Consider the following 26,652-nt stretch of genomic DNA (forward strand, 5'->3'; position numbering starts at 1 on the left):
CATCGCGGCAATAATCCGGGGTGTGGAGGAGCTACTGACGTCCCTGATCGCACTGTCGCCACCCGCCGATCGGCGGCTCAACGCGGCGATGCGGCAGACGTGTGCCGAGACCCTGGGCCTCGCGCCATTGCCCTATGAAGCAGTGTTCGGGCCCGTGTCCGACGCCGAGCCGCTGGTGGCTGAGTTCGCCGAGCAGTTCAGCACCGACGTGTCGGTGATTTCTGTGGCTCAGCGCGGAGAGCTCACTGCAGCGCTGGGCGCCAACAGTTTTCGCATCGTGGCGTTGATGTACGTCGCGGACTTCGTGCCGCGAGTGCGGGCCGGATTTGCGGCGCTCGGGCTGCCGCCGATCGCCGATCCCGACGGCTGGGACCACGACACTGACCCGGTGGACCTGCTGTTGAACCGCTTCGCAAGTTCGGTAGGGGCGCGTCGCGAACTCGATCCGGTGATGACCGAGGTGGTGCGACTGCGCGGCGCGGCCGCGCACAACTGCCGGCTGTGCAAGTCGCTGCGCGAGGGCACAGCATTGGATGCCGGCGGCAATGAGTCGCTGTACTCGGAGATCGAGCTGTACGAGTCGTCGACGCTGCTCGACGAGAGGCAGAAAGCCGCGCTGCGCTACGTCGACGCCCTGGTGTGGACGCCGTCGCGGATACCGGCCGACGTTGCCGCGGGCGTACGGGCGCACTTCTCCGACGCGGAGGCCACCGAGATCACCCTCGACGTGATGCGCAACGGCATCAACAAGATTGCCGTCGCGTTGGGTGGGGACGCGCCGCGGGTCAGCGAGGGCACCGAGCGCTATCTGCTCGGAGCCGACGGGCAGCCGGTGTTCTCCTAGGCGTTCTTCGGGAGCTCTCTGAAAAACTTTGGTCACTTTGTTTGCGCTGGTCACAGTGGGTAACTAGCGTCACATTCGCGGCGGCTTCTTGTCGGTGGTTCGAACTAATGTTCGATGTATGGGGTTGACCGATCCGGCTGTTGTCGAGGAGGCGTACGCCGCCTACGAAGCGGCGCACGCGCGGCTCGCGTCCCTGGATTACAGCGGTCTGGATGTGGCGACGTTGTTGGCGTTGAAGTCGCGCCGCGAGAGGTTGAGGTGTGCGGCCGAGGCGGTGGATCACCGGATCTTGGTTGCGGCGCAGTCTCAGGTCACGGCCCGAGAACTTGGCGCGAAAAACTGGGCCGAGGTGCTGCGTATCCGGCTGCGCCTGGACACCACCGAAGCCAACCGCCAGGTCCGCGACGCCCAGTATTTGGCGCCCCGCACCGGGCTGACCGGCGAACCGTTGCCGCCGCTGTGGGAGTTCGTCGCCGCCGCCCAGGCCGAAGGCGCGCTCAACACCGAGCACGTGAAAGTGATCGGCCAGTTCATCAACAAACTCCCCGGCTGGATCGACCCCGCCACCCGTGGGCAGTTCGAACAGTCCCTCGTTGCCGGGGCGCGGCACCAGACCCCCGAAGAACTGCGCGCCGCCGCCGAGGCGCTGCTGTACCTGCTCGATCAGGACGGGCCGCTGCCCGATGACGCCGAACGCGCCCGCAAACGCAGCTTCCGCATCGGCAAACAACAACCCGACGGCATGTCCAAAGTGGACGGCTGGCTCGACCCCGAAGCACGCGCCACCCTCGAAGCAGTCCACGACAAACTCGGCGCCCCCGGCATGTGCAACCCCGCCGACCCCACACCCTGCCAATCGGGCACCCCCACCCAGGCCCAGATCGACCACGACACCCGCAGCACCGACCAACGCAACCACGACGCCCTGGCCGCCATGGGCCGCATCGCCCTCGGCACCGACCTCGGCGACCACAACGGCCTACCTGTGGCCATCGCGGCCACCTGCACTGTCGCCGAATTGGAGCGCGGCACCGGCCACGCACTGACCCTCACCGGCAGCCGGTTACCGATCCGCGATCTCATCCGCATGGCTGCCCGCGGCGCCGACCACTACCTCGTCGTCTTTGACGACCACACCGAACAACCGCTGTACCTGGGCCGAGCGCGTCGCACCGCCACCGTCGCCCAACGCTTTGCCCTGTTCGCCCGCGACCTGGGCTGCACCAAACCCAACTGCACCGCCCCCGCCTCCCGCTGCCAGGCCCATCACGTCGACACCGACTGGCGCGATGATGGCCCCACCGACATCACCAACCTTGCCCTGGCCTGCGGCCGCGACAACCGCCTCGCCGACACCGGCGGCTGGACCACCACCATGGCCAACGGCCGCGCCCACTGGACCCCACCACCACTACTGGACGTCGGCCAACCCCGAACCAACCACTACTGGCATCCCACGCTCTACCCACCCGAGAGCGGCGATGATGACGGTGAAACAGACAGGCCCGCAAGCTAACTCGGCACCGCGCCACGGCATCCGATGCCGCGACGGCAGTGCCACGTGCGTCGCAACGAGTCGCTCGCCGGTGAGGACGTCAGCCCTTGAAGTAGACGACCTGGTGGGTGCTGGCGAGCAGCGCGCCGTCGCGGGCCCACGCATGCGCACTCTGGTCGAAGTATCCGTCCGAGAAGCGATTTGCGTGCGCACTGCCCAATACGTAGTCCCCGCCGATGCTTTCGAGCTCCTGCCCATTGGCGTGGAAGTACGTGGTGAGTGAGATGGTGCCGGCCGGGAAGAATCCGCCGCGCCGCAGGAAAACCCGGGGATAGAAGATGTCGGACATCGCGGCCAGGGCGGCGAAGTCGAGGCCGCGCTGGTTGGCGTCCCGCACCCACAGCGTCGTCCGCGAGGACTCACTGGGCTCGGCATCCTCTGCCGGGAAAGGGTTTTCGACGAAACGCATGTCGTACTGGCTGACCCATGGCAGGGGAGGGCCGCTGACTTCGAGTCCCTCGGGCCCGGGCGCACTCGGCATGCGTGACTCGTCGTCCGACCAGGTGTCGCGGCGGATGCCGAAAACCATGGTGGCCGTGGTCTTGATGTCGCCGTCCTGGCTGAGTTCGGCGATCCAGTGCTGGTTCGTCCGGTTGGTGCGGGCGGGCTTCAGTGCGATATCGAACTCGCCGTCGGCGATGGGTGCCGCGAAGTTGACCGTGAGTGCCAGCGGTTCACCGATGCGGTCGGGCCGCAGCTCGACTGCATGCAGCAGCGTCGCCGCAGTGATGCCGCCGAAGGGGCCGACCATGTTCGCCCAGTCCGGGTGCGTCTGCCCACGCATGCGCGTGTCATCGACGGGCTGTAGTTCCAGGGCTTGGTCGAACGGATGAGAGTCGGTCACGCTCCACATGATGCCTGGTGGCAGTGCGGTCAAAGAGACGCATCCGCTCAGGGCCGATCAGATGCCCGTTTACACAGAGCCACGATGACAAACGGCGCGGTGCGCAGTCTCGATAGATAGGCGGTGAATTCGCAGAGGAGATCAGTGATGGCTATCCAACACAGCCGCATACAGGTATCGCGTGTCGTGGACGCGAGTGCAGATCTCGTGTTCGCGTTTCTGACCACGCCGGACAACCATGTTGTGCTCGATGCGAGCGGCATGATCCTCAGTGCGGCCGACCATCGCCCCTTCAGCGAATTGGGTGCGGTGTTCGTGATGAACATGCGTGCGGGCAACCGCGTCGAGAACCACGTCATCTGTTACGAGCCCGACCGTGCTGTCGGATGGGCCCCCGCCGAACCCGGCCAGGAACCTGCGGGTCACACCTGGATATGGCGGCTCACGCCGATCGGACCGGAGCGGACACTTGTCACTGAGACATACGACTGGTCGGCATTCCGACACACCGACATGCTGGAGCACCTGCCGGTCATCGGCCGCGCGCAGATGGAAGAGTCGACGGAGCGGCTGGCGGAAGCGCTCTGCCGGCGTGGCATCTCTTAGACCGCAACGCCGATGGCAGCCCATGGGGTGCCCGCCCGTGGCGCCATGCGAACATGGTGGCCGCGATCTTCGCGATGGGGCGGTAGCTCAGTTGGTTAGAGCCGGGGACTCATAATCCCTTGGTCGCGGGTTCGAGCCCCGCCCGCCCTACTCAAAGCCGCTGGGACGGTGGACTCAACGACACCCGCCGCGTCACCCGTGCCGAACTGCCCCGACTATCCGTCGCTTCGACTTCGATCACGGCGATGACGGGTTCGCCTCGCTTGAGCGCGCGAGCGGCCTTGCGCTGTGCGACGGGAGGGATCTCCACGGCGAGCGTGGCTTTGCGCAACGGCGGCAGGTTCAGCATGGCGGGGCGTAGATGCAACGTCCGCGGCTGGCGCATGCGGCGGGGAACATCGATCTCTCCGGTGGCGATCACGTCGCAGGGCAGGCCGGCCGAACGCACTTGCAGCACGACCGAATCGCACAATGGCTGATTGCGTTCGCCGCCGAGCCACAGCCGCACGTTCGGCAGGGTCATCCCACCGACTTCCTCCTCGCGGCTTAGCCGCGATGCGATGGCAGCGCTGATCAACCTGCTGGTCAGCCCACCTTTGCGACGTGCCACGACGGTAACTTACGCCGGTTGGCAACGCTGCGAAGCCAGAACCGCGACGTCCATCGACCTGGACATGCCACACAGGCTGATGCCGCAGAATTGACCTGTGGAGGTAGCGACAGCGGTGCGGAGAGCGAGTGTCCTCAACGCTGCCGACCCCGGCCGCATCCGGTTGCGCAGTGCGGCGGCGACCACCTTCTCGCTGCTGCTGGCGATCGGTGCGATGCTCGCCTTTACCCGTGCGGCCGGGCAACCGGTGACCGTCGCGATGCTGGGCGCGGTGGTCGCGATGCAGGCCTCGGCCGCCGTCAAGGATCGCGATCAGCGCAGCCGGAACATCACCACGCTGTTGCTGTTCTTCCCGGCGATCGGCGCCATGGCCCTCGCGGCATTCCTCGCGCCTCACGGCAAGATCGTCGACGTCGGCTTCATCGCCGTGCTGTTCGCCGCGGTGTGGGTGCGGCGGTACGGTCCGCGCGGAAACGCGCTCGGGATGGTCGCGTTCATCTCGTACTTCTTCGTGATGTTCCTGCGGACCCCGGTACATCAGATTCCGGTGCTGGCGGTCGCGGTGGCAGTGGGAATCGCGTCGTCGCTGCTGGTGCACGTGCTGCTGTTTCCGGAACGGCCACGTGTCGAGGCACGTCGCCTGCTGTCGGCACTGCGCGCCGCGTCGCTCTCGACGCTGGACGTCGCCACCCGGCGCGGTCAGGTCAGCGTCGACGTCGCGCGGCACGAACTCGATCAGCTGGGTGAGACGGCGCTGCTCATCGACGACTGGCTGGACCGGTATGAGGCTGCGAAATCACTGAGTGTCACCAGCAAGGACCTGGCGCTGCGGGTGTTCGAAGCGCAGATCATGCTGGAACAGGCGGCATCGTTCCTGTGGTGGCTGGACCAGGACGAGCCGTGGCCCGAGGGTCTGGTCGACGCGGTGGCCGCGCTGCGAATCTGCCTGGACAACAACCCCACAGAGGAACAGTTGCGGCAGGCCCGACGGATGGGCGCGGCAGCGGCGGACAAGGCCGACCTGTCGACCTCGGCGGGCGTCGCGACGGTCACGGCGTACCGGGCGATGCAGGCACACTTGGCGATTCACCACATCACCACCAACGCCCGCGGCATCAGCGACGACGACATCGCCGCAGCCGCAGCCGCTGTCGAGGCCGACGGCGACGACGGCCAGGACGCGCCGTCGGGACTGGATCCCAGCACCAAAGCCGCGATTCAGGTCGCGGTGGCGACCAGCGCCGCAACGGTTTTGGGCAATCTCATCTCACCTGACCGCGGGTATTGGGCGGTGCTGACAGCTTTCCTGGTGTTCACGGGTGTCTCGACGCGCGGTGAAATCCTGTCGCGCGCCGGGCATCGCATCGTCGGCACCATCGCCGGGGTTGTGGCGGGCGTGCTGCTTGCCGCGGAGATCGGGCGGAACCCGGCTCTGCAGATCGTCGTCCTGGTGGTCTGTGTGTTCTTCGCGTTCTACCTGGCGACCGTCGCCTACTTCTGGTTGACGTTCTTCGTGACGGTCCTGCTCGCGATGTTGTACGGGCTCCTGGGCAATTTCAGTGCCCAGGTGCTCGAGGTGCGCATCGCGGAAACAGCGGTGGGCAGCTTGGTGGGTATCGCGTCCGCGTATTTCGTCTTCTCCACCAAGACCCGCGCCACCTTCGTCGAAAAGGTCAACGATTACCTCGACCACATGGAGCGGGTGATCGACACGGCGGTAACGGCAGTACTCACCGCAGGCGATGCTGGTGACCTGGTTGCCGACACCCGCCGGATGGACAACGCCCTGAAGGAAGCCGTCACGGCGGGCAAACCGCTTCAGATGGGTCCGCTTTCGGAACTCCGGCATGGGGTCCGGCGCCTGATGCGCGGTCTGCAGGTAGCCAACCGTTCGGCGCATGCGCTGGCGCGTGCCGGGGTCACCGCGTCGCATGTCGGGCCGCCTCTCGAGGGCGCCGACGACGCTCTGCATCAGGCCGCGGCACGTGCTGTCGACGCGATAGCCCGGGTACGGAAACTGGTCGCCGGCGATGACGTGAGAAACGAGAAGCGCAGCGAGGCAGCTGTTTTCGATGTCGGCCTGCCCGAGATGCGGCCGGGTCCGGTGCGTGCGTCGGTGCGCGCGCTCAACATGCTGGATCGGGCGCTGACCGAGGTCACCAGCAGGGTCTGAGTCATGCGTAGGGCCTCCGAGAATCGGGGCTGCCGTTTACGCATCTGAAAGCGGGGAATGCCGGTCGATGAGAGGAGTCGATCGATGTCACTGCGAACCCTGGGCAGGCACGCGTCAGCGCACGTCATCCGCTCCGTCGCGATCGAGGCGCCCGACGGGGTACCGCCGGTGGACGTGCTGGAACAGCTGATCGGCGATGCGCGAATCGTCCTCATCGGGGAGGCGTCACACGGAACGCATGAGTTCTACGCCGCACGTGCCGCGATCACGCGGTGGCTCATCCGGCAGAAGGGATTCTGCGCCGTTGCGGCCGAGGCGGATTGGCCGGACTCCTACCGGGTGAACAGGTTCGTTCGTGGACTGGGCGACGATCGGTCCGCGGATCAGGCGCTGAGTGGGTTCGAACGATTTCCGGCCTGGATGTGGCGCAACATCGTGGTCCGGGATTTCGTCGATTGGCTGCGCCGCTGCAACACCGAATTCGCCGATCGCAGCGGCAGGCCGGCCGGTTTCTACGGCTTGGACCTCTACAGCATGCACCGCTCCATGAGTGAGGTCATCGCGTATCTCGACAAGGTTGATCCGCGAGCCGCGGGGAGGGCCCGCGAGCGCTACGCCTGCTTCGACCATGTCGCGTCGGCCGAAGACGGTCAGGAATACGGCTATGCCGCGGCCTTCGGCGCGGGACGGACGTGTGAACGCCAGGCGATCGAACAGCTCTTGGATATGCAGCGCAACGCGGCGGATATCGCCAATCAGGACGGCCTGCTCGGTGAGGACGAGGCGTTCTACGCCGAACAGAACGCGCAGGCCGTTCGTGACGCCGAAGAGTATTACCGCACGATGTTCGGTGGCCGGGTTTCGTCATGGAATCTGCGCGACGAACACATGGCTCGCACGTTGAGCGCGTTGCTGGACCACCTGGACCGCGACGGCGCCAAAGACTCAAAAGTCGTTGTCTGGGCGCATAATTCGCATGTCGGTGACGCTCGCGCGACGGAGGTGGGTCGTGATGGAGAGCTCACGCTCGGCCAGTTGGTCCGGGAACGGTATGGCCGTGAATGCCGGTTGATCGGCTTCAGTACCTACGCAGGCACCGTGACCGCGGCGAGCAGGTGGGGTGGCGTCGCCCAACGCAAGGCGGTCCGGCCTGCACTCAGCGGCAGTGTCGAGGAGCTCTTGCACGCAGTGGGTGGCCCGTCATTCTTCGTATCGCCCCTGCTCACTCGCCAAGCCGCCGAACCGCTTTCGGTCGCGCGCCTGAGCCGCGCCATCGGCGTCATCTACCGCCCCGAGACGGAACGGCAGAGCCACTACTACCACGTGCGTGCCGCCGATCAGTACGACGCGATGATCCACATCGACCGGACCCGGGCGCTGGAACCACTCGAGCCGACCAGCGTCTGGCACGAAGGGGAAACGCCGGAGACGTATCCGAGTGGGCTCTGAACCGCTCGCCTCAGCGTGAGGTCGATGCCGCGCCTACGGGAGGGAGCGGACGACCGTCAGCCGTGCAGTCCGTTCTTGATGGCCAGGGCCTGTTTCTGGCCGACGTCGAGCACGAAGTCGGACGGCGGGGTGGCGTCCTTGGGTCCGTCGAATTCGAGGGTGACGAACGCGCGGCCTTCGGTGAACAGCACGACGGTCACTGATTTGGAGTCGTCTGGCGAGTTCCCCGACACCGAAATGCCGCCGCTACCAACCTCGATCGGCGTGGGGGTACCGCCGACCACGCTGCCCCCGAGCGTGGCTTTGGCTGCCTCGAGCGCCGCGGTGGCGGCGGCCGGGTCCGGCAGGATCAGGATGGTGTCGCCGACGACGTGGGTGCGGTCGGCGTTGCCGAACGACGTTGCGACACCGGGTTTACCGCCCGGGTCCGGTACGGGCGGGGTTGCGATGAATTCCTCGGGTGCGACGAGGTCGGTCGCCTTGATCAGCAGCGCCGAGTAGTCGACGGGCTGGGCCGGAGTGGAGGCGGTCGTCGACGTGGCGGCGCTCGACGACGTCGCCGACTTCGACGCGGCGGGTGGCGCAGAATCCTTGCTGCATCCGGTGATCGTCACGATCACCGCCGCGCTGACCGCAACCGCGCCGCCGGCCACCCTCATGCGAGAGCTCATCGGTTTCACTCCTCTCCGGCCCCCGCCGTCAGTTCAGCGGACCGTCCGGCATCGGGGCGTTGCAGCGCGCGCGGAAGTCGGCCGCAGGCTGGCGGATACCCTCGATGTCGGTCTTCACCTGCGGGTTCGCATCCATGTACGCGGTGATATCGGTCCGCATCTGATCCCGAGTCTTGCCCTTGAGACCCGTGAAGAACGCATTCACATCGGGGTGCGTGAACAGGTACGACGCGGTTGCGGCGTTCACGCCGGACATCACGTTCGCGAGGTCGCCGGCAGTGCAGTCCGGCGGGTCGGCAATGGCGGTCGTGGCTGTGCCGATGAACGTCGCACCGGCGATCAGGCCGGCACCGATGATGTTGCGGATTCTCATGTTTGGTTGCTCCTCGAGGTTGTCGAAATAAAGGGATCAGCGACGCGGACCGATACCGCCACCGCCGCCGGGGCGCAGCGGCGGGCGCGGGGGCAGGGGCACGATGACGTCCACGCCCCAGCCGTCGTCGCAATACCAGGGATCAGCGCAGTACGACGGGTAGGCCGCGGACGGCGGAGTTGGGCCGCCACCTCGGACATCACCCTGTGCGCACACGGTGGCGTATCCGGCGCCGGTGCAGTCGGCCGAGGCCGGTGCTGCCGCACTGATGCCGATGGGCACAAACGTGAGCGCCAGACCCAGACTCAGGGAGCGCTGCTTCAGTCGCATGGTCGTCTTCCTTCGAACGGTTGGCTCGCGGTTGTCGGCACTGCGCCGGTGCGCGGAACCGGTGTCGGCTGAGCATAATTGGACGTTGCCGCTCAAGAAGCGGTTGCGCGATTATTGCGTTGTTCAGGCTGTGTTAATCCTTCGTGCGGTTTGCTGAGCGACCGTGCCGCAATCGCCGCGCCACGCATGGCGGCGGTGGTACGGTCCGCCATGTCGAGTATGCGTGACGAAGGGGTCAATATGAGCGAGAACAGCCAGGATTGGACCAAGCCGGCCGCCATGGCGATCCCCAAGGAGGGCTACTTCGAAGAGGTGCGGGGTCGCTACGGCCCGGTGTTCCCGAAGACCCCGGCCTGCTACGGCTTCTCGATCATCGCGAAGGTGAAAGAGGGCCGCGAGGAAACGGTCAGGGCGTACGGCAGGACCATCGAGGAGACCATCAAGGCGAGCCCGGAAGCGTTGGCGCCGCTGCGCTTGCACTACCTGCGCTGGAACCTCTTCGACGTGGGCTCGGGTCTGCACTTTCAGTACATGGGCATCTTCGACACCGATTTCGACAAGTACACCGAGGACGCGGTCGCCCTGTTCAGCGCGACGGGCATCACGACGGTGTTCACCAATCTCGAAGGCTTTCCCGAGGATTGGAAGACCAACACCGAGGCGTTCATCAAATTCGTCCGGGACCACCAGCAGCCGAGCTTCCTGGAGTATGGCGAGTACCCCTACGTGACCGCGGACGAGATCAAGAAGGCGTTGCGGCTCAAGGCGGCGTTCTCGACGATGCTCGATCAGATGCAATGACCGATACCCCACTGGGTGCGGTCCGTGCCTACATCGATGCGTTCAACGCCAACGATCCGGATGCGATGTCGGCTGCCTTCGCTCCCGACGGGGCGATCCTCGATGGCATGGCTCCGCACCTGTGGGTGGGACCGACCGCGGCGACGGATTGGCATCGCGGTGTCGTCGCCGAAGGGGCTCATCTCGGAGCGGCGAACTACCGAGTCATCCTCGGTGACCCGCTGCACGACGAGACCTCCGGCGACAGTGCGTATGTGGTGGCCCCGGCGACCATGACGTTCGACCTCAACGGCGTCCGCGTTACCCAGACGGGAGCGGTGTTCACCGTCGCGTTGCGCCGACTTCCGGACGGCTGGCGAGTCGCGGCATGGGCTTGGGCGAAGGGGCAGCGCACACCGTGACGGACACTCCCAACCTGGAATTCGACGACATTCAGCACATCCTGCTGACCCGGACCCCTGCGCTCACCGGGCGCTACGAGTTCCTGACGTTCGACACCCCTGAAGGTGGCCGGGCATGGCTGGCAGAGATGCAGGACAAGGTGCAGTCCGCGACCGACGCCAAGGCGACGATGGACGAGTCCGATCGTTGGGTCACGTTGGCGTTCACCTGGAATGGCCTGCGCGCGTTGGGCGTGCCCGAGGAGTTATTGGCGACGTTCCCCGATGCGTTTCGGGAGGGTATGGCATCGCGGGCCGCCATCCTGGGTGACGTCGGGCCCGCGGCACCGGAGCACTGGGTCGGCGGGTTGGCCGGTGATGACCTGCACGCCATCGCAATCCTGTTCTCCCGCACGGACGAACAGAATGCGAAGTCCATCGCGGCGCATGACGACCTACTCGCGCGGACCGACGGCGTGCGCAGCCTGTCGTATCTGGATCTCAATGCCACGCCGCCGTTCAACTACGCCCACGACCACTTCGGATTCCGGGACCGGTTGTCGCAACCGGTCATGAAGGGGTCGGGGGAGGAGCCGACGCCAGGCTCGGGCGACCCGTTGGCGCCCGGGGAGTTCATTCTCGGGTACGACGACGAGAACGGGCCGGTGGTGGATCTGCCTCAGCCCGAGGTGCTTTCGCGCAACGGCAGCTACATGGCGTACCGCAGGCTCGAGGAGCACGTCGCCGTCTTTCGCGAGTACCTGCGCCAGAACGCGGACAGCCCGGAAGGTGAAGAGCTGCTGGCCGCCAAGTTCATGGGCCGGTGGCGCAGCGGCGCCCCGCTGGTGCTGGCTCCGGACAAGGACGACCCCGAGTTGGGCGCGGATCCGATGCGCAACAACGACTTCAACTACAAGGAAGAGGATCCGTTCGGTTACGCGTGTCCGTTGGGGGCGCACGCACGGCGGCTCAATCCGCGCGATACCGCGCACTACATGAATCGCCGCCGGATGATCCGGCGCGGCGCGACGTACGGCCCGGCACTGCCCGACGGAGCACCGGACGACGGTGTCGACCGCGGTATCGCGGCCTTCATCATCTGCGCGGATCTGGTGCGCCAGTTCGAGTTTGCGCAGAACGTCTGGATCAACGACAAGGCGTTCCACGAACTCGGCAACGAGCATGACCCGATCTGCGGTACGCAGGACGGCACGCTCGACTTCACGGTCCCGAAACGGCCGATTCGCAAGGTGCACAAGGGACTTCCGGCCTTCACCACGTTGAAGGGCGGCGGTTATTTCTTCCTGCCGGGTATCGGCGGCATCCGTTATCTGGCGTCGCTGGGGGACTGAGACTTCTCCACGGCCCGGCGTGGGCCATGTTGTGCAGCCACGCGAGCCCATGTTTCGCATCCGACGGTCGGGGAACCCATCCAGTGGCGGCTGGATGGCTCGGCCGTCGCGAAACCACGACCGGAAAGAGGAGCTCATGGGTAAGAGCGGTCCGGAAGAAGCTGCCAAAGGTCTCGTCGAAGGCATCAAAGGCAAGGTGAAGACGTTGCTCGGTGCGCTGATCGGCCGCGACGACCTGTTCCGTGAGGGCCAGGCGCAGCAGGACAAGGGCGAGGCGCAGCGCGACGCGGCGAAGCGGGAAGCCGAGGCGGAATCCGCCCGGGCGGCCGCAAAGGCGGCAGAGGCGCGGGAGCGCGCGAACCAGCAGGATCAGTAGTTGGCGCTACATCGGAGGGGCGCGCGTATGACTTCATTCGGCTACACCTTGATGACTGAACAATGCGGCCCGAAAGAGCTTGTCAGACATGCTGTTCGGGCCGAGGAAGTGGGCTTCGACTTCGAAGTTTGCAGTGACCACTACTCGCCGTGGTTGGTCTCGCAGGGGCATGCGCCGAACGCCTGGGTGGTGCTCGGTGCCGTTGCGCATGCGACCAGCCGGGTGGAGCTCTGTTCCTACGTCACGTGTCCGACGATGCGGTACCACCCGACTGTCGTCGCACAACAGGCGGCGACGGCACAGATTCTGGCGGACGGCCGGTTCCTCCTCGGGCTGGGCACCGGCGAGAACCTCAACGAACACGTGGCGGGTCAGGGCTGGCCGGCCTACGAGCGCCGCCTCGACATGCTGTGCGAGGCGACCAAGATCATCCGCCAGCTCCTCGACGGCGCGGTCGTCAACCACAAGGGTGAGTACTTCCAGGTCGACTCCGCGCGACTGTGGGATCTGCCTGCCGATCCCGTCCCGATCGGCATCTCGATGACAGGGGAGAAGGCGGTCGGGCGGCTGGCTGACTTCGCCGACTTCATGATCGACGTGTCACCTGACAAACCGATCGTCGACCAGTGGATCCATGAGCGTCGGGTGCAGGGCCTGGAGACGACGGGACGCGCGGTGGCGCAGTTGCCGATCTGCTGGGACCGCGATCGCGACAAGGCAGTGGCGCGTGCGCACGAACAGTTCCGGTGGTTCGGCGGTGGCTGGCCGACGAACGCGGAATTGCCCAACCCCAAGGCTTTTGATGCCGCGACGCGGTTCGTGCGACCGGAGGACGTGGCAGAGCAGATTCCCTGTGGCCCGGACATCGACGCCGTCGTTGAGGCCGTCAGCGCCTACCGGGACGCCGGCTTCACCGATATCGCACTCGTGCAGATCGGCGGAGATTCCCAGGACAGCTTCTTCGATGAGGCGGCCCCGGCGCTGTTGGCGGCACTGCGCGCCGACGCCGCCTGACGGGCGTCGTGTCGCGGAGCGCGGCACGGTCTCACGACGATTGCGCGCGACACGCGCACGGCACGCCAACGTGCGCGACATGTGATGCAGCCGTATCCAAAATGTGACGCGTGTAGACCAGTGTGATCAGAGTGGCCGGAGGGCAGTCAGGCCATTCAGTTCGTGGTTGGGAGCGTCCAATGATGTCTACAGCTCGCAAGGTGGAACGCATCGTCGCGCAGGTCACCGCCGCCGTCACCCGTCGTCCGTCCGACGACCAGGCCTACCGGGCCGAGATGGAGCGCTTGGTCACCGAGCAGGAACTCGCGATGCTGACCAGCAGGTAGTTCTCCTGGCCGTCAGCGGAAGACGCTGAGCAGCGTCCGGCACAGGAACGGCAGGTTCGACAGCGGGATGAACTGCACGAGAGTGCGGCACACGTTGGGCGCTTGAGCCTGTCCAGCCGCGCTACCGCATACCGGCCATGCGCCGATTCCCTGTGTCTTCATGACATTTCGGGCCACGCGGATCTGTTCTCCGCGGCTGGCCGCCGCCGGTGAGCCGGTGCCGCCGTTGGCGGTCCAGGTGCCGGGGCTGAATTGGAGCCCGCCGTAGTAGCCGTTGCCGGTATTGGCCGACCAGTTGCCCCCCGATTCGCACTGGGCGATGGCGTCCCAGTTGGGTTCGGCGTTTGCCTCGGAGATCGCCAACGACAGTTGGGAGATCGCGAGGACGCCGGAGATGGCGACCGCACGAACAAATAGGTGCCCGCTCATACCCACCTCGATCCTGTTGTGCGAACGGCCTGATTCCGCTCGCAAAAATGGTTCGCAATTGACGCATGGTGCTGTCTATACAGACGTTAAACCTGATAATCAGCTGTGCTAATGGGGTAATTGTTATTCTTCGAGTAATTTTAGTGTTTCTGCATATTTCTGATGCAGAAGCGACGGCGCTGACTGTTGTTACTGGGCGTGTCGCTGCAGGTCAGTGAGTTGTTACGTGAGTAGTGTTTACCGTGTGGTTATAGGCACTACTGGGGCCTGTGATTCTTTTGTTATTAGTGATTCAATCGCGCTCAGTGATGCAATTGTTATTGAAGTGATCTGAGTTACTAATCCACATTAGAGTTTCCTATGTGACAGCTGTGACTGCTGTTACTAGAGTGAATTGGACCGTCTGGCATTCGTTCGGAATGGTCCTGGCGTCCCGAATCGGCCGGGCGCAAACTGGTCACAAGGCGGAAACCGGCATGGCGACGAATGCCCGAGCAATGACGAGTGCAATGAACGCGATGAACAAGACAGCGCGGCTGGCCGCCGGACTGTCGGCGGCTCTCTGTGCCGGATTCCTCACGGCGCCGACCGCGACCGCCGACCAGCCGGCCACCTGCCAGAGCCGGCACGTCGACGGCGTCGAGGAGGACGTCTGCGTCGGCATTCCGGGACAGGCCGGCGGCGCCAACCCGCGCGACCTCTTTCCGGGCGTCGTGCCCGAGCTGTATTTCGGCGTGGGGATCGGCTAGCCCGAAGCTCACGAGCCTCATGCGGTCAGCACAGCCGGCGCACAGCTACCGCCACCATCATCGAATTCTGTGACGACGACGCTCCTTGCCGACGCCTCCGGCGGCCCCGCCGCCCCGACTCTTCCGCCCGTTGTCGCCCCCAATCACCACGGACTGTCCCTGCTCTACGGCTGGCTGCCGGTGACCATCCAGGTGATCGCCGCGATCGTGCTGCTCGTCGCCATCGGCTGGCGGGGCCGGCGGTGGCGCTACCTGTGGCTGCCGGTCTGCGCCATTCTCGGCATCGCGGCCGCCGCATGGGCGAACTGGTTCACCACATCGCAAGGCCTGGCGGGGAACCCGGCGCCGCCGGCCCTGTGGATCTGGGTGGGCCTGTCGGGCCTGGCGCTGGGCGTGCTGATACTCGGCTGGCGCGGCACCCCGTGGTGGCGCCGCGGCGTCGCGGTCCTCGCCGTGCCGCTGTGTGTGCTCAGTACCGGCGTTGCCCTCAACGACTGGGTCGGCTACTTCCCGACGGTGCAGACCGCGTGGGGCGAGCTCACCGCCGGCCCGTTGACCGACGAGACCGAGATGTCCAGCGTCACCTCGATGAAGGCCGCCGGTGTCGTCCCGTCGCACGGCGCGGTGGTCGAGGTGGACATCCCGGACACCGCATCGGGCTTCAAACACCGCACCGAGATCGTCTACCTGCCGCCGGCATGGTTCGCGCGCAACACCCCGCCGCTGCCGGCTGTGATGATGGTCGCCGGCGAGTTCAACACCCCGGCGGACTGGCTGCGCATCGGCAACGTCGCCAGCCTCTTCGACAACTTCGCCGCGACCCACGGCGGCAACGCGCCGGTGTTCGTCTTCGTGGACGCGGGCGGTTCGTTCAACAACGACACCGAGTGCGTCAACGGCCCGCGCGGCAACGTCGCCGACCACCTCACCAAGGACGTCCCGCCCTATATGGAATCGACGTTCGGCGTCAGCGCCACACCCGCCAACTGGGGCGTCGTGGGCTGGTCCATGGGCGGCACCTGCGCGGTGGACCTCTCGGTGATGCACCCCGAGCAGTTCGGCACGTTCGTGGACATCGCCGGGGACATGGGACCCAACGCGGGTACCAAGGAGCAGACCATCGCCCGGCTCTACGGCGGCAGTGAAGCTCAGTGGGCGGCGTTCGATCCGCGCACGGTGATGGCCAAACACGGTCCTTATCAAGGTGTTTCGGGCTGGTTCGCCATCTCGTCGGATGCCCCGACGCAGTGGAAGGGCGCCAAGGCACACCCCGATGCCATCGGCCTCGGCGGCCGCGACGGCGCCGGCAACCCGGGCGACCAGACCGAGGCCGGGAAGACGCTGTGTGCCCAGGGGCGTCAGCTGGGCATCGACTGCGCCGTCGTGGCGCAGCCGGGCAAGCACGACTGGCCGTTCGCGGTGACGGCGTTCCAGACCAGCCTGCCGTGGCTGGCGGGACGCGTCGGCACTCCCGGTGTGCCGGTGACCGGGTTCCCGGCGGGATCGACGACCCCCGCACCGCCCGCCGGCCCGGCCGCGACGATCGCGGCCGGAACAAACCCGGGCAAGTAGACGTCGAATGTAACGCCGAGCCCGTCTAAGTAGATGGACTCGGTGAGACGTTGCGACACAGCAGGGAGTCGATGCGCGATGGGTACTCGAACCGATAAAACCGATAACAAAAATTTTGGCCAGGCACGCCGGCAGAGCCGGCTCGTGGGAGTCGTCGCCACTGGTGTGGTGACGACGTTGACCGCGCTCACCGTGGGCGCGGCGCCGGTGTCCGCCAAACCGAGCAGTGATTCAGACAGCTCGAGCACCACCACGCTGGTGCCGAAGCCGCCGCGGCAGGATTCGTCCGCTGCGCAGGACGGCTCCGGTTCCGGTGGCGGCTACGGGCAGGACGGCGGCCAGCGGGGACGCAAGCAGCGCGAGCAGCCGGTAGAGGCAGAGGCGCCGAGCCGGCCTGTTCCTGCCGACGTTCCCGCCGTTCAGGCCAAGCCGCCGGCCGATCCGCCCGCGGCGCCCGTCACCCCGGTGGCGCCGGTGATCGCCGCTCCGGAGAACAAGGTCCCGGAGAACAAGGCTCCCGAGAAGGCACCGGAGAAGACGCCACAGGCTCCGGCGACCACGACCCCGCCGGTCGAGACGCCTGTCGTCGCGGCCCCGCCGTCGCACACCGAGGCTCCCGCGCCGACCACCAAGGTCACCAAGGCGCAGGAAGCGCCTGTCGACCCGACCACGCCGGCGCGGCCATCGACCGCCGTCGCCGAGCCCGACAAGTCGGCGCCGTCCGCCACCTCGGTGACGCAGGGCCCGACCACCGCGCTCGCCGAGCGTCCGGCGCCGGCCGGTGCTGTCGATCCGGACAAGTCGACGGCGCCCACGGATCGCACTGTGGCAGAAGGCAAGCCGGTCGCCGGTGTGGAGGGCCAGCTCGGTGAGCGCGTCGAGGCCGGGCCGGGACGGGTCGAAGCCTCGGCCTCCGCGTCGGCCACGGTGACGGCAGGTTCGTCGAAGTCGGCGTCGCCGTCGACCGCCGCGGCCCGCGAAGTCCGCGACGTGAAGCCGATCGAGCTGCTCAAGCCCGAGACGCTGACCGCTCCGGTCGAGGACATCGCCACCGCAAAGGCCGCCGCAGCAGTCGACGTGAAACTGCCTGCGCCGGCCCCGGTGCACGACGTGGCCGATCTCGCCAAGGTCGTCAACGTCGCCAACTTCCAGTTCGACAGCCGCGCCGACTGGAACCTTCGTGACAACCGGCGGGACTGGGACCGTCGCGACGACCGGCCCATGGGCCGGGACTGGGACAACCGCGTGCGGCAGTGGCGGCCGGACTGGGTGCAGTACGACGACTACTACCGTCCGGTGCTGTTCAACCCGTACCGCGACCCCGTGCGGGTGGTGTACGTCTACCGGAACGCGCCGCGCATCGTGTACATCCCGCCGCTACAGCGCATCGTCATGGAGGTCGCCGACCTCGCGGCGTACAGCTTCACCGCAGTCGTGGTGAACGCCGTCAACACCGCCGTCAACGTGGCAGTCGGCAGCTTCTTCGGTGGCGGCTACTACCCGGGTGTCGGCGTGCCGCTGCCCCCGCCGCCTCCGCCGGTGCTGAGCTACGCGAATGTGCCTGTCCAGGTTCGCTATTCGGATGCGGTCTACCAGCCGTTCCGGGTGCAGCGCATCGTCGACGCCGGTGACGACGTGCAGTACGGCGAACGCCGCGTGCTGCTCGACGGTGTCACCCCGGCCTGGGGTCAGTGGACCCAGAGCCCCAGTGGCGAACGGCAATTCGAGGTGCACCGGACGCAGCAGTTCCCGGGCCTCGACGAGCCGCGTGAGGCGCCGCTGCCCGGTGACTACAACCTGCAACTGGTCAACGACCAGAAGGGGCTGGAGAACCCGAACAAGGCGCTGACCATCGCCGCGGTGACCTGCGGCGTGCTGAGCCTCGGTGCGGTCGGCCTGGCCGTCTACATCGGGCGCCGTCGCCGCGAGGTGGTCTGACGTTGTCCCCGCGGTCAGTCGCGCTGCTCGAGCCGGCTGCCGCGGGGAAACGTGATCGACATGATGTCGCTGGGACGTGACAACGCGATGCGGTGCCACGTCCCACTCGGCACGACCAGCGCGTGTCCCGTCGTCAGGGTGACACCTGGACCGTCGTCGGCAGCCCTTAGGAACAGCCGAATCTCCCCGGCGAGGCAGACGACGAGTTCGTCTGCCTCCGTGTGGATTTCCCAATAGTCCGCATGCACCTCGGCGTCGGTCTCCGCGTGGAATGTCATGACGTGCCACCCTGGCTCGCCGGAGCCGAACGTGCGCTCGGCCGGTTCGATGCGGCCGTCGTCGTAGAGATGGACGAACGAGGCGAACAGATCGACGGCGGTGGTCATGCCGGCACCGCCCGCAGGTCCGCCGAGCCGGCGGTCAACCCGCGGCGCAACGCACCGCTGATCTCGGCGAGCAGACGAACCGAGACGTCGGCACCGAGGATCACCTGAGATCCGTGGAACGTGCCGGGCCACTGGTGCAGTTCGACGGACACGCCGGCCTGCAGCAGCCGGATCCCGAATTCGAGCGCTTCGTCGCGGTTGGGGTCGAACTCCGCGGTGGCGAGGTACGTGGGCGGCAGCCCGGACAGATCCTCGGCCCGGGCCGGTGCCGCGTAGGCCGTCGCGGGTCGGCCGCCGAGATAGTGCCGCCAGCTGGCGGCGACCTTGGCGCGCGTCATGAAGACGGTGTCGGTGAAGGTGCGGGCCGACCAGCTGCGCTGACGGTCGTCGAGCGGTGGCTGGTTCAGCAGTTGAAAAGCGATCCGGGGGCCACCCTCGTCACGTGCCCGCAGCGCGGCCGCGGCGGCCAGGTTGGCGCCCGCCGCGTGACCCCCGACGGCGATGCGGCCCGGCTCGACACCGAGCAGTGACGCATTCGACGCCAGCCAGGTCAGTGCCTCGTAGACGTCGTCCAGCGCTGCGGGATAAGGGTTTTCGGGTGCGCAGCGGTAGCCGACGGACACCACGACGGCGTTGGTGGCCTGGGCGATGCGCGCCGCCCAGGGGTGCTCGGTGTCGAGATCACCCATGACGAATCCGCCGCCACGCAACCACAGGATCGCGCCGACCGGTTCCGCGGGTTGGTACAGCCGTACCGGAACGTCGGGGCGGCCGGGAACGCTACGGTCGCTGATCTGCAGGCCGGCGGTGTCGGGGGCGGGCACGGCGGCGGACAGTTCGGCGAGCCGCCGGCGGGCGGCCACGGGATCGTCCAACTCGGCTTTCGGGAACAGCGACAGGAAGGGCTGCAGCTCGGGGTCCATGCCCCCACGATGGCGGCCCGGTGCGGCGGTGTCTTGGAGGAATGTTCCCGCGGACTACCGCCACGCCACGGGGTCGACGTCGAGCCACGGTGCCTCGGCGACACCCGCCGGTGTCAACCCCGCGAACAACCGGGCGTCGCGGTGCAGATGCGACTGGTCGGCATAGCCGCAGGCGTCGGCCACCTCGGCGGGCGCGGCGCCGGTCGCAAGACGGTGCGCGGCATCGTCGAACCTGACCAGTCGCGCGGCCCGCTTGGGTGGCAGGCCGATCTGCGTGCCGAACCGATGCCACAGTCGCTTGCGACTCCAGCCGATCTCGTCGGCGATGTGCTCGATGCGGACCTGTCCACGGCTGCGCACCATCGCGCGCCAGGCGGCAGAGACCTCAGGGTCCACGGCGGGCCCGGTTTCGCGCCGGTGCGCCAATTCCGTTGTGGCGATGGCGAACCGCTCGTCCCACGACGCTGCCGTGTGCAGCCGGTCGCACAGCCGCTCGGCGGCACGGCCCCAGACCGCGTCGAGGGACAGCACGCCGGTGGGGTCGCAGCCGCCGAACACCGTGTGGGCGAGTGTCGGCGACAGTCGGATCTGCAGGCAGTCGACGTTGCGGCCGACGGCGGTCACGGTGCCGGGCGTCAGGCCGACGACCCCGCCGCCGGTCCGGCGTACGCCTGTGGCGTCGACGAGTACACCGTCGCCGAACTCGATGAACACCGTCACCGCGGGGTAGGGCACGTGCTGCAGCGCGAGCTGCGACGGCGCCCGGCCGCGGAAACCGGCCATCGCCATCCCCGGCTGCCGATGCGCCGGAATCGCGAGGTCCCACACGGCGGCACTCAGCCGCCGCGTGCTCGCTTCCATGTCTCGATGGTAGGCGCGGCGCGGGCTTGCCGAGGGTTCTCGACACAGCCGAATCCGGACTCCGTAAGGTGGCTCTGTAACAGCGTTACGGAACGCCGGATCAGCAGAGGTGGACAGTTGAGAACCGTATTGATCGACGCCCCCGGGAATGTCTACGTCGACACCGTGCCCGACCCGGCGCTGCCGGGGCCCGACGGCGCCGTCGTCCAGATCACCACGGCGGCCATCTGCGGATCGGACCTGCATTTCTACGAAGGCGACTACCCGTTGGCCACGCCGCTGGCGCTCGGTCACGAGGCCATCGGCACGGTCGTCGAGGTGGGTCCGGAGGTGCGCACCGTCAAAGTCGGTGACCCGGTGCTGATCTCGTCGGTGGCCGGTTGCGGCCACTGCGTGGGCTGCGACACCAAAGACCCGATCACCTGTGTATCGGGCCCGCTGATCTTCGGCTCCGGCGTGCTCGGTGGCGCGCAGGCCGAACTGCTCGCGGTGCCGTCCGCCGATTTCCAGTTACACCGGCTGCCAAGCGATCTCAGCACCGAGGCCGCACTGCTGCTGACCGACAACCTCGCCACCGGCTGGGCGGCGGCGCAACGTGCCGACATCCCGCCCGGCGGCACCGTCGTCGTCTTCGGTCTGGGTGCGGTCGGCCTGTGTGCCGTGCGCTGCGCCATCGCGCAGGGCGCGGGTCAGGTGTTCGCCGTCGACCCGGTCGAGGGGCGCCGCGAGATGGCCGCGCTCAGTGGCGCCACCGCGATCACGCCGGAGCAGATCGGCGCCGTCCACGAAGCGACGGGCGGCAGGGGAGCAGCCGCGGTCATCGACGCTGTCGGCAACGACACCACCATGAACGCGGCGCTGGCCACCGTGCGCGCCGGCGGCACGGTGTCCGTCGTCGGCGTGCACGACCTCAACCCGTTCCCGTTCCCCGCGACCCTGTCACTCATCCGCAGCATCACGCTGCGCATGACCACTGCGCCGGTCCAGCAGACCTGGCCGGCGTTGATCCCGCTGCTGCAGTCGGGCCGGCTCGACGTCGACGGCATCTTCACTCACGCCATGTCGCTCGATGACGCGCCGAAGGCCTATGCCGCGGTTGCGGCCCGGACCGCGGATTGCATCAAGGTCACGCTGACCCCGTAGTGATGATGGCCAATCAGGAGACCCTGGACCTCACGCTGCCGCGACTGCGCATGCGGGCGCTGGCGTGGGGGCCGGCTGACGGACGATTGATGTTGTGCCTGCACGGTTTTCCGGACAGCGCACATGGCTGGCGCCGGGTCGCCCCGCTGCTCGCCGAGGCGGGCTACCGGGTTGTGGCACCCTTCATGCGCGGCTACGCCCCGAGTGGCGTGCCCGCCGACGGCAACTACCACGTCGGCGCGCTGGTGTCCGACGTGCTCGACCTCTACGACGCGTTGGGCGGCGGGCCCGACGCGGTGCTGGTGGGGCATGACTGGGGCGCCTTCGCCGCCAATGCCGTTGCCGCGTATCAGGATTCGCCGTTCGCTGCGGTGGTCTCGATGTCCGTCCCGCCGCTGGCGGCAATGAGCCAGGCCAAGTTCAGCCCGGCCCGCACCGCCCGGATGGGCCTGGTCCAACTCCGAATGAGTTGGTACATCATGTACTTTCAGCTCCCCTGCCTGCCGGAACGCACGCTGCACCGGGTCATCCCGCGACTCTGGCGCGACTGGTCGCCGGCCGGCACCGACGTCGCCGCGGATGTCGCGACGACGCTCGCGGCGCTGCCGACACCCGAGCACCGTGCGGCCGCCGTCGGCTACTACCGGGCGCTGGTGCGGCCGGGCAGTGTCGGTGGGCCGTACGCCGAGTTCGAACGCTATCTGCGGGAGCTGCCGTGCGCGCCGATCCTGTACCTGCACGGTACGGACGACGGCGCCATGCAGGTGGGCTACACCGAGCAGCTGCTGACCGCGCTGCCGGCCGGTTCGGTGGTCCGAACCATCGACGGGGCAGGGCATTTCCTGCAGGTCGACCGTCCGGCCGACGTGGCCGCGGCGATCCTGAGCTACGTCGGGCGCAGCTAGGCGGCGCCGTTGCGGTGCTCGCGACCCTGACAACAGGGTGATTTTCGACGCCGGTTCCGCCACCTGGTCAGGGCCGCGGAACCGGCGGCCGGCATGTGCCCCCTTCAATTACATCGTGTCATTGACAACGCGTAATTATGGGCGCAAGCTGGTGCCATGACCACGACAAAGCGAATTGTCTTCATCGGTGCAGCCGGCGAGATGTGCCGCGTCGCCATCGAACGTTTCGCCACGGCGGCCGGCGACGGCGGCTGGGCGCTCGAGCTCTACGACATCCGGCCCGAACTCCTGCACGACTTCGCGGCGAAGCTGCCCGGCACCGCGACGGTCGGCTCGTTCGACCTCTTCGACGGCGGCGCGTTGCGCCGGGCCATCGAGGGTGCCGACCTCGTCGTCCTCGGCGCGGGGCCGTACAACCGCACCGCCGAGCCGGTGATGGCCGCCTGCATCGAGAAGAAGGTGCCCTACCTGGATCTCGACGACGACGAGGCGAGCACCCGCGCGGCGCTGGCACTCGACGCCAAGGCGAAGGCCGCGGGCGTGCCGATCCTGATCTGTTGCGGGGCCTCACCCGGATACACCAACGTGATGACGGCGGACGCCGCTCGCGACATGGATGTTGTTGAGCGCATTGACATCTGCTGGGTCACCGGCGACGAAGGACCGGTGCCGTATGGCCGCGCGGTGCTCGACCACGCGATCCGGGGCTTCGCCGGGCCGTGCTGGACCTGGGAAGGCGGCCGCGCCGTGCAGCATCAGACGTTCATCGAGAACGACGTCTTCGACGTCGGCAACTCACTCGGCGATGCCTACCGGTTCTACGAGTGCGCGCATCCGGAAGCGGTGACGTTGCCGCGGCGCTGGCCGGGCGCCGACCGGGTTCGCGTGCTGGGCGCGCTCGACCCGCCACCCACGAACGGCATCATGCGCGGCGTCGCAGTTGCCGTACAGGACAACAAGATCACCATGGACGAGGCCATCGACTTCGTCAACGACCTGCTGACCGACAAGACCGGCTCGGTCAAGGTGTGGCGGCACGCGCTGTCCGGGCTCTGGGGCACCATCCGTCGCGGCGAGATCGGGGCCGTCGAGGTGCTGAAGTTCATGGCGACATCGGCGGCCAAGAAGCACCCGCCGTTCCGGGGCACCAACTACGTGCGGGTGACCGGCACCCGCGATGGGCAGCCGGTGGTTTCCGTGCGGCGGGCGCCCGTGAGTGGGCCGGGCACGCCGTGGACCACCATGGCGTCGCTCACCGGATCGGCCACCGCGGCGTTCATGCTGTTGGCACTCGATCGGTTGGGTGAACGGTCGGGTGTCCTGGCGCCAGAGGACTGGGCGGACCCGGAGACGTTCTACCGCGCGCTGGCGGCGACCGGCCGGGCGCCGCTGCACCAGGTGGTCGAGGCAGTGGTCACGCCGAGCACCGCGGTGACCTCCCGGAAGGCGGTCTCGGCATGAACCTGTTGACGGAAACCGGTTGGGCCGAGGTACCGGTCGGCGAACCCGCGCTCGCCGGCGAGGTGACATGTGATGTCGCGGTCGTCGGGGGCGGCGTCGGCGGGATGACGGCAGCCCTGCGGCTCGCCGAGTCCGGTGCCGACGTCGTGCTGATCGAGGCACAGACCTGCGGCTGGGGCGCCAGTTCGCGCAACGCCGGCTATGTCACCAACTCGATCGCCGCTGACCCGGCGCTCCTGGCGCTGCTGTTCCGGCGGGAAAAGGTCCGCGCGCTGTTCCAATTCGCCGAATGCGCAGTCGAATTCACCGAGGAAGCCATTGCGCGCCGGGGCATCGACTGCGACTTCGAGAAGGTCGGCATCGTGCAGGCCGCCGTGTCGAAGGGGCAATTGCGCAAGGCCCGCCGCAACGCGAAGATCATGGCGGAGGCCGGATCGTCGGCCGAATTCGTCGAAGGACCCGCGGCGGGGTTGCCGGACGGGTTCCTCGGCGGCATGCGCGAGGGCATCGGCGGCACCCTGAACCCGGGCAAGTACGTGCTCGGTCTCCGTGACGCCGTCTTGCGCTCGGGGGCAAGGGTTTTCGAGCATACGGCCGTGCAGGACGTCGATGCGGGTCCGGCCGGGGTGACGGTCCGGACCGCAGGTGGTCGCGTCCGCGCCAAGCAGGCGCTGCTCACCGCCAACGCCTACGGCAAGGACCTCGCCGTCACGCCGCGGCGGCTGGTGTCGCCGGTGTGGACCTCGCTGGTGGAGACCGAGCCGGTCGCACCGGAACGGCTGGATGCGATCGGCTGGACGAGTCGTGCACCCCTGGTGACCGCCCACATGATCCTGGAGAGCTACCGCGTAACCCCCAGGAAAACCATCGTTTTCGGCACGCGCCGGCTGGAGACCACCAACGGCCCGCTGCGCGCACGGACGCCGTCGGCGCCCGTCGTCGACGACCTCGTGCGCGGCTTCCGGGAACGCTTCCCCGGACTGAGTGATGTTGCGCCTGGGCGGGCGTGGGGTGGCTGGATCGGCATGAGCTCCACGTGGCTGCCGGTCGCCGGAGAAGCGGCGCCCAATGTCCTGTATTCGTTGGCGTGCAACGGACATGGCTTCGCCCAGGCACAGTATGTCGGCAGCATGCTCGCCGACAGGCTGTCCGGCGCACCCGTGCCGGACGACCTCGCGGCCATCTGGCACGAGGGCCGATTCTGGCCCAGCTTCGTCAGCCAGCCGGCGCTGACCCTCGGCTGGTTCGGCGACCGGGTTCTCGACCGTCTGGCCCGGGTGTAGCCATGGACGTCATCGGCGCGCTGTTCGTCCTCGCGGACCTGCTCATGATCTTCGCCGGGTTCACTTACGGGTGGAAGTTCATCCGGCGCCATGGGAACTACCTGCTCGGCCTCGAATGGATCATCGTCGCGACCTCCGGGGTCAACTTCCTGCTCTACGCGGTGCTGCGGCTGAGCCAGGACAGCCCGAGTTTCCACGTCGCGATCTTCTTCGACGCGTTCTCCCGGTCGGTCGGCATCACCTTGATCCTCGTGTTGGGGTTGATGGCGGTGACCCACGGCTACAAGCCGTCGCGCGCCGTCGACATCGGTGTCTTCGCGCTCGCCGGTGCGGTCGGTCTCGGCCTGACGTTCTACGCGCTGCGGACGGCGTCGCCCGTCACCCACCACATCGGGTTGGCCGGCGCGGTGTTCCTGGTCACGGTCAACGTCCTCACGAGCATCTTCCTCGTCTATTTCGCGGCCCGGCTGTGGCGCGTGGGGGAGCGCAAACATGCGGTTCTCGTCGGCGCCGTCACGGCGATGGGAGCCGTCATCGCCGCGACGTACGACTTCTATGACGTCCCCGGTGATGATCCGAACCGGACGATCTTCTACACCGCGGCGTTGACGACGTGGGGGCTGCAGTTGATCGTCTACTACTACGCCTACCGCGCACTGGACAAACACAATCGAGCGGTTGTGATGAACTAGGGACACGATGAGCAGACGTCCGAAGCACGACCCCAAAGAGTCTGAACGCGAGATCCTCGTCGCCGCGGAGGAGTTCTTGCGGGAGCGGCCCTTTCGCGAGATGACGGTCGACGCCGTGATGAGCCGGACCGGGCTCAAGCGGCCGGCGTTCTACGTGCACTTCCGCGACCGCCACGACCTGGCGCTGCGCGTCGTCGAGCATCTCGGGATGGAGATCGGAGAAATGGTCGACCGGTGGCTCGTGGGAACCGATCTCGTCAACGATGCCCGGTCGGCATTCCGGGGCCTGACCGAGGTCTACTCGCAGCACGGGCGCGTCTTGCGTGCGCTGTCGGATGCGGCGGGCTCCGACGAGAAGGTCGAGGCCGCATACGCACAACTGATTCAGCAGTTCATCGACGCCACCGCCAAGCGCATCGCCGACGACCAGGCGGACGGGAAGATCAAGGCCGGCCTCGATGCGGTGGAAACCGCGCGGGCCTTGGTGTGGATGGACGAACGCTATCTGACACAGTCGTTTTCGGCCGAGCCGCACCCGGATCCCGATGTCGTCGTCGAGGTGCTGTACAACATTTGGATGGCAGCGTTATACGGACCGCGGTAGTC

The 26,652-nt window shown here is 67.4% G+C and carries 28 protein-coding genes, 1 tRNA gene and 1 pseudogene; 21 read left to right on the top strand and 9 right to left on the bottom strand.

Annotation, left to right across the window (positions count from 1 at the left end; genetic code table 11):
- Position 1 precedes the first annotated feature (1 nt).
- Both ACJH6J_RS13175 and ACJH6J_RS13180 read left to right on the top strand, forming a co-directional pair.
- Positions 2–844, top strand: coding sequence for a carboxymuconolactone decarboxylase family protein (locus tag ACJH6J_RS13175; protein WP_212814887.1), 843 nt, complete (start codon positions 2–4; stop codon positions 842–844).
- Between the two features lie 118 nt (positions 845–962).
- Entirely contained in the window at positions 963–2,360 is a 1,398-nt protein-coding gene (locus ACJH6J_RS13180; RefSeq protein WP_212812214.1) for an HNH endonuclease signature motif containing protein, read from the top strand.
- 79 nt (positions 2,361–2,439) lie between these two features.
- On the opposite strand, the gene ACJH6J_RS13185 is transcribed toward ACJH6J_RS13180, so the two are convergent.
- Positions 2,440–3,243, bottom strand: a complete 804-nt coding sequence (locus ACJH6J_RS13185; protein ID WP_212812213.1) for an acyl-CoA thioesterase II — start codon at positions 3,241–3,243, stop codon at positions 2,440–2,442.
- Positions 3,244–3,366: 123 nt separating this feature from the next.
- Here ACJH6J_RS13185 and ACJH6J_RS13190 point away from each other — a divergent pair, with 123 nt between their 5' ends.
- Both ACJH6J_RS13190 and ACJH6J_RS13195 read left to right on the top strand, forming a co-directional pair.
- A complete protein-coding gene (locus ACJH6J_RS13190) occupies positions 3,367–3,849 on the top strand; it encodes an SRPBCC family protein (RefSeq protein ID WP_212812212.1) in 483 nt (160 codons plus the stop codon).
- A 76-nt stretch (positions 3,850–3,925) separates the two neighbouring features.
- A tRNA-Ile gene (locus ACJH6J_RS13195) sits at positions 3,926–3,999 on the top strand.
- 1 nt (position 4,000) lies between these two features.
- Here ACJH6J_RS13195 and ACJH6J_RS13200 read toward each other — a convergent pair.
- Positions 4,001–4,372, bottom strand: coding sequence for a hypothetical protein (locus ACJH6J_RS13200; protein WP_406804046.1), 372 nt, complete (start codon positions 4,370–4,372; stop codon positions 4,001–4,003).
- A gap of 184 nt (positions 4,373–4,556) precedes the next feature.
- Here ACJH6J_RS13200 and ACJH6J_RS13205 point away from each other — a divergent pair, with 184 nt between their 5' ends.
- Positions 4,557–6,632: an FUSC family protein gene (locus ACJH6J_RS13205; protein WP_406804047.1), complete on the top strand. Its 2,076-nt coding sequence runs from the start codon at positions 4,557–4,559 to the stop codon at positions 6,630–6,632.
- Between the two features lie 117 nt (positions 6,633–6,749).
- A pseudogene (locus tag ACJH6J_RS13210) lies at positions 6,750–8,081 on the top strand (erythromycin esterase family protein); the annotation flags it as partial.
- Positions 8,082–8,137: 56 nt separating this feature from the next.
- Here the strand turns inward: ACJH6J_RS13210 and ACJH6J_RS13215 are convergent.
- From ACJH6J_RS13215 to ACJH6J_RS13225, 3 genes are read right to left on the bottom strand one after another with little or no spacing between them, the layout of a single operon-like run.
- Positions 8,138–8,752, bottom strand: coding sequence for a hypothetical protein (locus tag ACJH6J_RS13215; protein ID WP_244872610.1), 615 nt, complete (start codon positions 8,750–8,752; stop codon positions 8,138–8,140).
- A 28-nt stretch (positions 8,753–8,780) separates the two neighbouring features.
- Positions 8,781–9,125, bottom strand: coding sequence for a heme-binding protein (locus tag ACJH6J_RS13220; RefSeq protein WP_212812209.1), 345 nt, complete (start codon positions 9,123–9,125; stop codon positions 8,781–8,783).
- 36 nt (positions 9,126–9,161) lie between these two features.
- Positions 9,162–9,455 (bottom strand): hypothetical protein, encoded by a 294-nt coding sequence (locus ACJH6J_RS13225; protein WP_406804048.1) that lies wholly within the window; start codon positions 9,453–9,455, stop codon positions 9,162–9,164.
- Between the two features lie 240 nt (positions 9,456–9,695).
- On the opposite strand from ACJH6J_RS13225, the gene ACJH6J_RS13230 reads away from it, so the two are divergent.
- From ACJH6J_RS13230 to ACJH6J_RS13255, 6 genes are all read left to right on the top strand, one after another.
- A complete protein-coding gene (locus ACJH6J_RS13230; RefSeq protein WP_406804049.1) occupies positions 9,696–10,256 on the top strand; it encodes a hypothetical protein in 561 nt (186 codons plus the stop codon).
- Positions 10,253–10,657 (top strand): YybH family protein, encoded by a 405-nt coding sequence (locus ACJH6J_RS13235; protein ID WP_406804050.1) that lies wholly within the window; start codon positions 10,253–10,255, stop codon positions 10,655–10,657. The genes ACJH6J_RS13230 and ACJH6J_RS13235 overlap by 4 nt, the downstream gene beginning before the upstream one ends.
- A complete protein-coding gene (locus tag ACJH6J_RS13240) occupies positions 10,624–11,988 on the top strand; it encodes a Dyp-type peroxidase (protein ID WP_406774967.1) in 1,365 nt (454 codons plus the stop codon). The genes ACJH6J_RS13235 and ACJH6J_RS13240 overlap by 34 nt, the downstream gene beginning before the upstream one ends.
- 136 nt (positions 11,989–12,124) lie before the next feature.
- Complete coding sequence (locus tag ACJH6J_RS13245) at positions 12,125–12,364, top strand: CsbD family protein (protein ID WP_318985278.1); 240 nt, start codon at positions 12,125–12,127, stop codon at positions 12,362–12,364.
- Positions 12,365–12,391: 27 nt separating this feature from the next.
- Complete coding sequence (locus tag ACJH6J_RS13250; protein WP_212812204.1) at positions 12,392–13,378, top strand: TIGR03557 family F420-dependent LLM class oxidoreductase; 987 nt, start codon at positions 12,392–12,394, stop codon at positions 13,376–13,378.
- 179 nt (positions 13,379–13,557) lie between these two features.
- A complete protein-coding gene (locus ACJH6J_RS13255) occupies positions 13,558–13,704 on the top strand; it encodes a hypothetical protein (protein WP_212812203.1) in 147 nt (48 codons plus the stop codon).
- Between the two features lie 12 nt (positions 13,705–13,716).
- Here the strand turns inward: ACJH6J_RS13255 and ACJH6J_RS13260 are convergent, their stop codons facing one another.
- Positions 13,717–14,133 carry a transglycosylase family protein gene (locus ACJH6J_RS13260; protein ID WP_020104397.1) on the bottom strand — a complete coding sequence of 139 codons (417 nt, stop codon included), beginning with the start codon at positions 14,131–14,133 and terminating at the stop codon, positions 13,717–13,719.
- Positions 14,134–14,651: 518 nt separating this feature from the next.
- Between ACJH6J_RS13260 and ACJH6J_RS13265 the strand changes: the two genes are divergently transcribed.
- The 3 genes from ACJH6J_RS13265 (at position 14,652) to ACJH6J_RS13275 (ending at position 18,392) form a co-directional block, all read left to right on the top strand.
- Positions 14,652–14,882: a hypothetical protein gene (locus ACJH6J_RS13265; protein ID WP_212812202.1), complete on the top strand. Its 231-nt coding sequence runs from the start codon at positions 14,652–14,654 to the stop codon at positions 14,880–14,882.
- A gap of 69 nt (positions 14,883–14,951) precedes the next feature.
- Positions 14,952–16,454 (top strand): alpha/beta hydrolase family protein, encoded by a 1,503-nt coding sequence (locus ACJH6J_RS13270; RefSeq protein WP_212812201.1) that lies wholly within the window; start codon positions 14,952–14,954, stop codon positions 16,452–16,454.
- A gap of 144 nt (positions 16,455–16,598) precedes the next feature.
- Entirely contained in the window at positions 16,599–18,392 is a 1,794-nt protein-coding gene (locus ACJH6J_RS13275) for a hypothetical protein (RefSeq protein WP_212812200.1), read from the top strand.
- A 14-nt stretch (positions 18,393–18,406) separates the two neighbouring features.
- Here ACJH6J_RS13275 and ACJH6J_RS13280 read toward each other — a convergent pair whose 3' ends face one another.
- The 3 genes from ACJH6J_RS13280 to ACJH6J_RS13290 are packed head-to-tail and all read right to left on the bottom strand — an operon-like array spanning position 18,407 to position 20,562.
- Positions 18,407–18,778, bottom strand: coding sequence for a cupin domain-containing protein (locus ACJH6J_RS13280; RefSeq protein ID WP_212812199.1), 372 nt, complete (start codon positions 18,776–18,778; stop codon positions 18,407–18,409).
- Positions 18,775–19,701, bottom strand: coding sequence for an alpha/beta hydrolase (locus ACJH6J_RS13285; RefSeq protein WP_406804051.1), 927 nt, complete (start codon positions 19,699–19,701; stop codon positions 18,775–18,777). The genes ACJH6J_RS13280 and ACJH6J_RS13285 overlap by 4 nt, the downstream gene beginning before the upstream one ends.
- Before the next feature lie 54 nt (positions 19,702–19,755).
- Complete coding sequence (locus ACJH6J_RS13290) at positions 19,756–20,562, bottom strand: helix-turn-helix domain-containing protein (protein ID WP_406804052.1); 807 nt, start codon at positions 20,560–20,562, stop codon at positions 19,756–19,758.
- Between the two features lie 117 nt (positions 20,563–20,679).
- Here ACJH6J_RS13290 and ACJH6J_RS13295 point away from each other — a divergent pair, with 117 nt between their 5' ends.
- The 6 genes from ACJH6J_RS13295 to ACJH6J_RS13320 all read left to right on the top strand — a co-directional run bounded on the left by ACJH6J_RS13295 (position 20,680) and on the right by ACJH6J_RS13320 (position 26,650).
- On the top strand, positions 20,680–21,705 hold the full coding sequence (locus tag ACJH6J_RS13295; RefSeq protein ID WP_406804053.1) for a zinc-binding dehydrogenase: 1,026 nt from the start codon (positions 20,680–20,682) through the stop codon (positions 21,703–21,705).
- A 5-nt stretch (positions 21,706–21,710) separates the two neighbouring features.
- Entirely contained in the window at positions 21,711–22,610 is a 900-nt protein-coding gene (locus ACJH6J_RS13300; RefSeq protein ID WP_212814884.1) for an alpha/beta fold hydrolase, read from the top strand.
- Between the two features lie 156 nt (positions 22,611–22,766).
- Positions 22,767–24,071: a saccharopine dehydrogenase family protein gene (locus ACJH6J_RS13305; protein ID WP_212812195.1), complete on the top strand. Its 1,305-nt coding sequence runs from the start codon at positions 22,767–22,769 to the stop codon at positions 24,069–24,071.
- A complete protein-coding gene (locus ACJH6J_RS13310) occupies positions 24,068–25,354 on the top strand; it encodes an FAD-binding oxidoreductase (protein ID WP_212812194.1) in 1,287 nt (428 codons plus the stop codon). Before ACJH6J_RS13305 ends, ACJH6J_RS13310 begins: the two co-directional genes overlap by 4 nt.
- Positions 25,355–25,356: 2 nt before the next feature.
- Positions 25,357–26,046 (top strand): transporter, encoded by a 690-nt coding sequence (locus tag ACJH6J_RS13315; protein ID WP_212812193.1) that lies wholly within the window; start codon positions 25,357–25,359, stop codon positions 26,044–26,046.
- Positions 26,047–26,053: 7 nt separating this feature from the next.
- On the top strand, positions 26,054–26,650 hold the full coding sequence (locus ACJH6J_RS13320; RefSeq protein ID WP_212812192.1) for a TetR/AcrR family transcriptional regulator: 597 nt from the start codon (positions 26,054–26,056) through the stop codon (positions 26,648–26,650).
- Positions 26,651–26,652: the final 2 nt, after the last annotated feature.

Origin of the sequence: Mycobacterium sp. SMC-18, assembly GCF_045310895.1 — a bacterium.
Taxonomy (GTDB): Bacteria; Actinomycetota; Actinomycetes; order Mycobacteriales; family Mycobacteriaceae; genus Mycobacterium.